This window comes from aff. Roholtiella sp. LEGE 12411 (genome assembly GCF_015206995.1).
Classification (GTDB): domain Bacteria; phylum Cyanobacteriota; class Cyanobacteriia; order Cyanobacteriales; family Nostocaceae; genus Komarekiella.
Genome location: NZ_JADEXR010000216.1, coordinates 1 through 8,043 on the forward strand (window position 1 = coordinate 1; position 8,043 = coordinate 8,043).

Annotated in this window: 13 protein-coding genes; 1 reads left to right on the forward strand and 12 read right to left on the reverse strand. The window is 43.2% G+C overall.

Features of this window, described 5'->3' with window-relative positions; translation table 11 throughout:
- The 12 genes from IQ246_RS27535 to IQ246_RS27590 all read right to left on the reverse strand — a co-directional run.
- The coding region (locus IQ246_RS27535) for a DUF3854 domain-containing protein (protein WP_194006469.1) at positions 1-1,099 on the reverse strand (1,099 nt) is incomplete at its 3' end.
- Between the two features lie 276 nt (positions 1,100-1,375).
- On the reverse strand, positions 1,376-1,891 hold the full coding sequence (locus IQ246_RS27540) for a hypothetical protein (protein WP_194006470.1): 516 nt from the start codon (positions 1,889-1,891) through the stop codon (positions 1,376-1,378).
- A 29-nt stretch (positions 1,892-1,920) separates the two neighbouring features.
- Positions 1,921-2,682 (reverse strand): hypothetical protein, encoded by a 762-nt coding sequence (locus tag IQ246_RS27545; RefSeq protein ID WP_194006471.1) that lies wholly within the window; start codon positions 2,680-2,682, stop codon positions 1,921-1,923.
- 43 nt (positions 2,683-2,725) lie between these two features.
- A complete protein-coding gene (locus IQ246_RS27550; protein ID WP_194006472.1) occupies positions 2,726-3,184 on the reverse strand; it encodes a DUF1392 domain-containing protein in 459 nt (152 codons plus the stop codon).
- A 5-nt stretch (positions 3,185-3,189) separates the two neighbouring features.
- A complete protein-coding gene (locus IQ246_RS27555) occupies positions 3,190-3,579 on the reverse strand; it encodes a hypothetical protein (protein ID WP_194006473.1) in 390 nt (129 codons plus the stop codon).
- Entirely contained in the window at positions 3,576-3,770 is a 195-nt protein-coding gene (locus IQ246_RS27560) for a hypothetical protein (protein WP_194006474.1), read from the reverse strand. Before IQ246_RS27560 ends, IQ246_RS27555 begins: the two co-directional genes overlap by 4 nt.
- Positions 3,770-4,039: a hypothetical protein gene (locus tag IQ246_RS27565; RefSeq protein WP_194006475.1), complete on the reverse strand. Its 270-nt coding sequence runs from the start codon at positions 4,037-4,039 to the stop codon at positions 3,770-3,772. Before IQ246_RS27565 ends, IQ246_RS27560 begins: the two co-directional genes overlap by 1 nt.
- A gap of 262 nt (positions 4,040-4,301) precedes the next feature.
- Positions 4,302-5,063 carry a hypothetical protein gene (locus IQ246_RS27570; RefSeq protein WP_194006476.1) on the reverse strand — a complete coding sequence of 254 codons (762 nt, stop codon included), beginning with the start codon at positions 5,061-5,063 and terminating at the stop codon, positions 4,302-4,304.
- A gap of 98 nt (positions 5,064-5,161) precedes the next feature.
- Positions 5,162-5,368: a hypothetical protein gene (locus IQ246_RS27575; protein ID WP_194006477.1), complete on the reverse strand. Its 207-nt coding sequence runs from the start codon at positions 5,366-5,368 to the stop codon at positions 5,162-5,164.
- Positions 5,369-5,567: 199 nt separating this feature from the next.
- On the reverse strand, positions 5,568-5,903 hold the full coding sequence (locus IQ246_RS27580; protein ID WP_194006478.1) for a hypothetical protein: 336 nt from the start codon (positions 5,901-5,903) through the stop codon (positions 5,568-5,570).
- A gap of 137 nt (positions 5,904-6,040) precedes the next feature.
- Positions 6,041-6,886 (reverse strand): hypothetical protein, encoded by an 846-nt coding sequence (locus IQ246_RS27585; RefSeq protein WP_194006479.1) that lies wholly within the window; start codon positions 6,884-6,886, stop codon positions 6,041-6,043.
- Between the two features lie 104 nt (positions 6,887-6,990).
- On the reverse strand, positions 6,991-7,314 hold the full coding sequence (locus IQ246_RS27590) for a helix-turn-helix transcriptional regulator (protein ID WP_194006480.1): 324 nt from the start codon (positions 7,312-7,314) through the stop codon (positions 6,991-6,993).
- Positions 7,315-7,500: 186 nt separating this feature from the next.
- On the opposite strand from IQ246_RS27590, the gene IQ246_RS27595 reads away from it, so the two are divergent.
- The gene (locus tag IQ246_RS27595) at positions 7,501-7,800 is read left to right on the forward strand and encodes a hypothetical protein (RefSeq protein WP_194006481.1); all 300 of its coding nucleotides are present in this window, start codon (positions 7,501-7,503) and stop codon (positions 7,798-7,800) included.
- The last annotated feature ends 243 nt before the right edge of the window (positions 7,801-8,043 follow it).

Consider the following 8,043-nt stretch of genomic DNA (forward strand, 5'->3'; position numbering starts at 1 on the left):
CCTTCGCCACCTCAGTAGACAGCCATTGGGTTTTACCAGTACCTTTGGGAGCCTTGAGGATAATCAGTTTTTCACCTGATGGAACAAGCAAGTGATTCAAGAAGCGCTGGTTAAGTGCGATCGCTGGAGGATATGTCAACAAGGTAAACAGCTTGATTTCCCACAGTTCCAATGCTTCGGCAATATTATAAATGGCGTGAAAAGCATCTTGTCCGTGAGCCACGATAAAATCATCGACTCCTTTTTCTTGTCCTGCTGGTAGGTCAATCACCCGCAAGGAACACCCCTCATTTACCAGCAGCCGTCCCATGCGACTGATAGCGGTTCTGACGCGCTGAACGGTTTCGGGGTTAGTGTCACGGTCAAAGCAAATGTTAACTTGTCTGCCTTTTGTGGCAAAGTGCTTCAGGTCAGGGATGAGCGATGGCTTACCAGTTGCAGTACCATACTCATCTTGTGGGGTACGGTATCCGCTGTTGACTCCAGGTAAAGCGATCGCCGCGTAACCAGTCGATAATAAACAAGCTGCTTTTTTAGCTCCCTCTACGATAACCACTGGAACATTGTGCTTCCAAACCCAATGCCAGAAACCGCCAGGATGCTGTAGGTCTTCTTCGGTGATGGGGATACCGTGACGGTTTGAGACTTTCACCCAACTTTTGTTAGGCACTCGCAAAAAGAAAGCGCGTGTCTGTTCTCTGTAGGGGTGTTCATACTTGATGAACTTGTGGATCTTTTGGCGATCTCTTCGGGGATGGTCGGGCTTGAAACAGCCCCACATCATCAGAACGTAGTTATTCAAAGGATCAACACCAGAACACCACCAGCCGCCTAGTTCAATGTGCTGGTACTTCTTCAAGTCTCTATCTCGTAGTCGTCCATCGTTACGACGGGAGATTTTAGGACTGTAAAGCAGATATTCGTAGGGTGAATTACCATCAAGCGATCGCACGTTCAGAGTAATTATTTCTTTGTCAACACCACTATCTAGCCATTCTTGTAAGTGTTTGGCTTGAGAATTGGTCTGACCAACACAAATTAAATCCACATCTCCTCCAGTATTTCGACAATTCCAGCAAGAGAGCAGAGTTATACCCATGCCACTTTTAGTAATGCAGAGTAATCAATGCTCCTCTTGCCATGAGTTAGAACTCGTGGTTTGGATTCGTCTTAGTATTTGGATTCGTGTTTATGTTTGTGTTTGTATTCGGCTTAGTGATTTAGATTCGTGTTTGTGTTTGTGTTTGAATTCGGCTTAGTGATTTGGATTCGTGTTTGTGTTTGTGTTTGGATTCGGCTTAGTGATTTGGATTCGTGTTTGTGTTTGGATTCTGATCTAAAAACTCCAGGGAAGCTCATTGCACCTGTATTCAGGTCAGTGAAGATTTGTTAACCTTTGCTCTGCGACAACGCGTTTGACCAGTTCTCCAAAAGCAAGGCTTTCATGTTCCCTCTCCACAATCTGTCTGATCAATGTGCAAACAGGAATTTTCTTCCAAGTCGCAACAAGGTGAAATTCCTCATACGCTTTTTCGGATAAAGTCACTGTAACCATGTATCTATCTTTCATTTGCCTCTCCTTGTAGTACAAGCATACTATGAAACTGTGAACAATTACAGGCGTATTTAATGCAATAGTTAGATAATTGTCGGAAATTATCCATTTAGCGTTCTCTACTCCCTGTATATAGTTGCATCCTGCATCGCCGTACAGACATTCCAGGCGGGGGACGGGTATAGTTTTACCCGCTAAACTGAATTGATTCTGCTGCCACTCCAGTTTCAAGCAGTGTTGGTAGAGTTCGTTTGCTTGTTCAAGGCTTAAGAAATCGGGGTAGTAAGTGATAGGTAAAACTGGTGTTGATTCAGCAAATAAATTGAGTTGTTGCATGGTAGTTATCTCAAATTTGGAAACTGCTATTAGTTGCGTTCGGCTTTAAAAACCTCAACCAAAATACTTTCTGGATACAAACCAACTTTTCCAAAACGTGGGTCATGAATCCGTTCTACTTCTACGCCTTGCTGACGACACAAAGCGCTTGCCTTTCTTCCCTTGGCACTCGCAACTTTTACGGATATTTCTAATCCTTGAAGATTGGCGAAACCAACAATGCTGTACTTATGTCCACATGGTGTATTGAAACGATCTTGTTCAACTTCAACTGCTTTGAGCCTTGCAAATACTTCAGTTTGTTGCTGTTGTTGTACGAGTAAACGCTGTTCTTGTTCTGCTAAATGTTTAGCTAGAGCAGCGAGTAACTGTATTTGTGTCATTGCAGTTTCGCTAGAATTCGTGGGTTTAGCCCAACCTGTGATCCCCTGCATCCAGGCTCGAACACCGACACTTTCAAACGCTTCACAGGCGAATCGGGCTTGTTCGCTGCATCTTTTACCAGCTTCGTAACCGTAGTAATGGAGGATGGCGGCAACAGCGACATCAGGGATACCAGATTGCGACCAGTTGAGAATCTCTACACCTTCAAATCCTTTATTAATAAGCTTTTGGGCTAATTTAGAAGGAGAATTGTCTACGGCAGTTTTGAGACTTCTGGCTAATCCAGTTGCATCAATATCAGCTAGTCTGGCTGTTGCCCGAATACTGGCCTTACCTTGTCCATTGGAGTCAACTTCTATTTCTTCTTTAATCTGTTCGATGACTTGGGTTACTTCAATCTGTGGCATAGTTTATTTGTGTGATGGAGTACAAAAATTGTTGTGTTTAAACTTAGACATTCACGCGCACCAAGTCTTGTTCCCGCACCAAAGAAAAGCGATTGGTCGTGATGAGTGGTTGGGAAAAAGTAGGTGATGCTAACTCGACCAAATAAAACCAGGACTTCTCGATTAACTCAATCCCCAGAACTAGCCTTTGCTTTGTGCCGCGATCGCAAAATTGCACCAGTACGCGTTCGCCCAGTACGAAAACAGGTTTGTTTAAAGTCCTGGCTTCTATCTGTCCAGTGCCAATGATTTGATGTTTTGTCGTGTAGATAAAGTCATCTTTGACCTCGACAACATAATTCCAGCAATCGCCATACCACTGCACCCCCAAGCAGTAACCGAATGCCCGATTACTCTTGATGTAGACTTTTTCACATAAGTTGACTTCAACAGGTGGTACTTGAGTACCCCAAGGTGGGGATATATACCAACATCTTTCTAAGGTAGTAATTGCACAATTCATGATACTTACCCCACCAAATATCTAATAACTTGCGGGTCTATTGCAGCAATGCGACTCTTGATACTCTGTGGAGGATTTTTGAGGAAACGTTTTAAATCCTGACTTTTAACTTGGTAATGTTTAGTAGAACGTCGGGCTGCTTTGAGCCAACCTCGTTTTACCCATGCAGCCACAGTAGAAGAATGCAAACAAAGATTTCTAGCGATTTCGCTACAACTATAATTGTCAAGGAATGGGCGGGTTGAATAGCTCAAAGAAGACAGCTTTCTAGAGATAGCTATTGTTGTACGGCGATAGCCTCGAACTTTCAGGCGATATGCTATTTGTTTCAGGGTATACATTTCAGCCATCTCTTCAATCGTTTCTAGCTCTGGTTTAGTCCATTTTTTGTTCATTTTTTAACCTCCAATATCTCAGCGCTGATTGAGTCAAAATTCACATCAGAAATATCGAAAAATGCCTGTATCTCTCCGCTGTTGTAAACATCTGTAATATGCTGCTTAATTGCGTCCCTTGATAACCCATCAGGGATATCAATGTGTGCTTCAGTAGTAACTTTCTCAACAACTTTAACGATGACTTTCATCAAACATCCTCCATTCCTACTTCCCCAGAATCGAATGCTACTTTGTACTGAGGTTTAGCTTTGTTAATCTGAAATTCGTTAGCTTTAATTACTGGCATCGCTGCACTTTTCACTGCTGCTTTCGCTTGGTGGTAGAGGAATTGAACTACACCATCTGCGTCTTCTTCGTCCTCTACTTGTGCCCAAAGTGAGCAACTTAATTCGAGAGATTCATAGTTCCCTAAGTTGAACTTTCTGGAATAACTAATTGAAACAGTACCGATTTTCATGTGTCCTTTTTAATTGATAAATTGAGTCAGGCAACCCCGTAAAGAATCGCCTTTGTAACGTGAACAGGGTGTAGGGGATAGGGTGTGGGGTGTAGGTTCCCCATACTTAAAAATAGGGTGTTCAAAATGGACGCTGTATTTCTTGCACATACGTGGGGAGCAATACATCTTTTTCTTTTTTCCATATTTTCAAAAAGGGGCTTGTACCCGTTGGGTGTGGGAAAGCGTTTTTTTACCTACACCCCACACCCTTATCGGTCACTTACCGCCTCTTCCCCTGTGGCAGAACTTGTTGATTATCTGGTTGCAAAGATGCCCTCGCCTCCGCCTCCGATACAGGAGCGAATACTGGTGCAGCCTTGTTTGCGTTATCTGCCCAGCGCTCGTAAGTCTCATTTGTTACCCAGTGGATAGTTGCCCCTGACTCTGCACCGCTACGAATTAATTCCGCCGCTTCGAGTGCATCCTTATCAAAATCAGACTGAGGGTTACGGTAGCTCCACTGAATAAACCAGTACGTTCCTAGCGCCCCCTCTACTTTCTGAAATTCCGCGCAGAAGATGTAATTTCGTAATACACTGGCGATCGCTTCATAACAGAACTCTTTTGGATCACCGAGCATTCCCTCCTCACACCATTGTTGAAAGGCGCGATGTGCAAAATGGTTGTAGAGTCCAGCGAATGAATCTTTGCTGCGGCGGTGCATCAAGAAACACAGCAGCATGGAAGCTGGGCCCTTAAATTGATCTTTGAGTTCCCCAGCTACAGGAATCACCCAAAGTTCGGTAAATGGCTCATTGGTGAAGTTCTCGTTGATCGTAAATACGCGGTCTGGTCTGGAAATGGCAATGGCGAAATCAGCTTTATTCCCTTTGAGATATCCTCCAGCTTGTGCTTCTAAAATGGTGAGTTTTGGAGGACAATCGAGAAGAAATTGCCCATACTCCTTGGCACAATTAGCTTGTAGCTTGGGTTGCGATGGAGGGATTAAGAAAACGCTGTTGTTGATTTTGATGGTTTCCATGATTAGTTTGTTTGTATTGAAGTGATAGCTGTTGTAATGTGTTGGCAAGAAAATCGCGTGCTTTTAACCGTCTGGATGAACATCATTCAGACGATTACTTACTTGTTGTTAGCAGAAGTCTCTGGTACAATCGAAAGCTGTTGATTATCCTCTAACTCATCCTTCAAATAAGAAAGTGCAGTTTGAGCATCACCAATAGTTAAATCTGGGTAATATTCCAGTGCGATAAAATCGGGATGTGCCGCAATCTCGTTAAGGATGAACTTTGCCGCATCAACTAATGTGTACAGATTGGGATGAGACATGATTAATTACCTCTAAATTCAGTTATCTTCAACGACTGACAACAAAAAACCGTGACCCGTATTTTGTACCTGCACTAATTTTTGATCCAGCAGATATTGAATGATTGTTGATGAAAATTGGATATGGTATAGAGGAGCACAACCACCACAGCGAAGGAGCGAATGCATTAGCCTGTAGGAAGTACGCTCCATATAGTTATTAACAGACTTGGGCATTGTTGCGACCTCCTGTTACTATTGATAGCTGCTGAGTGAGGGTTTTGATTTGCTGTCTATAACAGTCAATCTCAGCTTGAATACGCGCTTGTAATTCTTCTGGAGATAATAGGGTAAGCTCGTTTTCTAGATAATGGTGTAACTCTTCGCTATGTTTGTTGGGAGAAACGGTGTAATACCATCCTTCGCCAAATTCTTCAGCCAAGTAAGTACCTATTTGGTAATAAACCATGCCAACGATGATGCCTTGTTTTGTACGTTGCCCAAACGTAAACCGAGGATAGTCCCAACCGTGGGGAATACTGATTGTGGGTTGCATAAATGTGATTTTGGTGAATGAATGATTAAGGAGCAAAAAAGGGCGCTAGTGAAGCATGAGGAGCAGGGCGCAGAGCGAAAAAGAACTACTGTTCAATAACTCTTTTTCTTCCCCTGCCTCCCCTACTGTGTTCTGATTTACGCTGCGACTAGTTCCGCTTTCTCCAGCAGCCGTTGCAGTTCCTCACCAGTCAGCTGCTCCAGCGAACGGTATTGCAAGTATTCATCGAAACAATTGTCAATTCGCAATTCGCAATTCGCAGTTAAAACAATTGCGAATTGCGAACTGGTAATTGCGAATTGGTTTGACAGCCACCACGCCGCATCTAATGCAGAGTCGCTCTTTACTCGCTCCTGTTCCCCAGCACGTACAAACCACCACTGAGCGTTGCTGCATCCCACCTCGCCTAGTTTCTCGTTATCGCGGTAAATGCCGTCGTCCAATATTTCCAACTCAAACTTTTCACATTCGACGGCAACTTGTGCGATGATTTCATTACCAGTAGTAGAAGAGGACAAGGGGCAGGGTGCGGGGTGCAGAGGGGAAATATTCTCTCCCATGCTAAGAGCTCCCTGGACAAGTGCTTCTTGTTGCACTGGTAATGAGCCGTCTTTATGATGCCATGTAATGAAGTTATGGCATTTCGCCCAAGTGTCGGCGCGATGGATTTCCGCACCGTTCACCATGACTAGCCAAGGTTGCGTTAGGTCATCTTCGTAGGTGATGGCGGCTACAAGTTTGTCACCGTTGTAGTATTCGTGATCGTAGAAGGATATTTCGACTGGGGTTAATTCTTCTGGAGCGATCGCTTGTTCGTCAATTTTGTGGAGTTGGGCGGATTGATGGGCTATGATTGCGTTTACCCAGGTGTCAGTTGCTCTTTTGTCAAGAGTGGGTGTTGCGCCAAGGTCAGCGGCAATTCTTTTGAGGCGGGGGAGGGTGTAACGGGAGAGGGCTTGCTGTGTGTAGGTTGGATGCGTCATAATATAGATCCTGTTAAAGGGTCAAAGGGCGATCGCACAAGTTTTCCAGGCTAAGGCGGTTGTCCTTTGTTTTATCTACTATTATTTTACATATTTTGTGGAAATTAGTCAATGGCTACGGACGAGATTTTTTGTAACAAAGGGTAACTAAGAGTTTGTGCTACAACAGGATAAAATTCCCTAAGTTCGATTCCCAAAATTTGACAATATTTCAAAATAAGAGACAAAGAAACAGAGCGATCACCTTTACCCTTCCATTTTTCTATTTTATGAATTAACTGCTGAGAGCAAGGTTCTCCAAGTCCTGTAATTGCTTGTGCTATTTCTTCCCTAGAAAGTTTCTTCTCTTCTCTTTGCTGAAATAAAAACTCACCATATTCCTGATCCCAGTCAATCCGGGATACTAAATCTAAAGGTATTCCTTGCATTACGATTTCTCTCACTGATACTCCTATATTTACACAATGTGTGGAAATAGTGGTATACTTCTATGAAGTATGTAAAACCTAAGCAGTATTAGCGTAGAGCCTAAATCGTGAAAGCGATCGCTCTAAATTTGTGTTGACTTTTAAGAAGTAAGTTGAGAGTTCTTACTCTGAAGGGGCTTCTAAAAAATGACATATCCACAAGTTCTACTTTCGGGCGATGCCGAAGGCGGCGCAACGAATGCCCACACAGGCTTGCATCAAGCTATCCACGAACTACGTCACGGGTCAGTTGCTGAAGCGAAGCAGCTGGTAGCTCGACAGATTGCTCCCAAGAGCGAATGTGAGGCGTGCTGCTGTAGTTATGCAGATTCAGGTATTTACGTGATGCGATCGCTAAACGCTGTAGTCAACCTCTACATATTTGATACAGCATTTGGCTATGCTCCCGGTGCAGTTGACATAGTTCCAACTTACCAATGCAGCTAATGGGCAGCTTTTTCACAGCTAGCAGCATTATATAAAGCTCGTATAAACCTGATATTTGCTTGTGCAGAAATATCTTAAATTTATACATAAAATTAACTTATGTATTTTTTAAGCATAATACGATATCACACAATTATCACTGTCACAAAAAGGAGTTGCGTTTTTGACAACAGAGCAATGCGCTTTCGTCAATAAACAAACGAAATTTCAAAAGATGTCGAATTTTTAATAGGCGAACAAAAT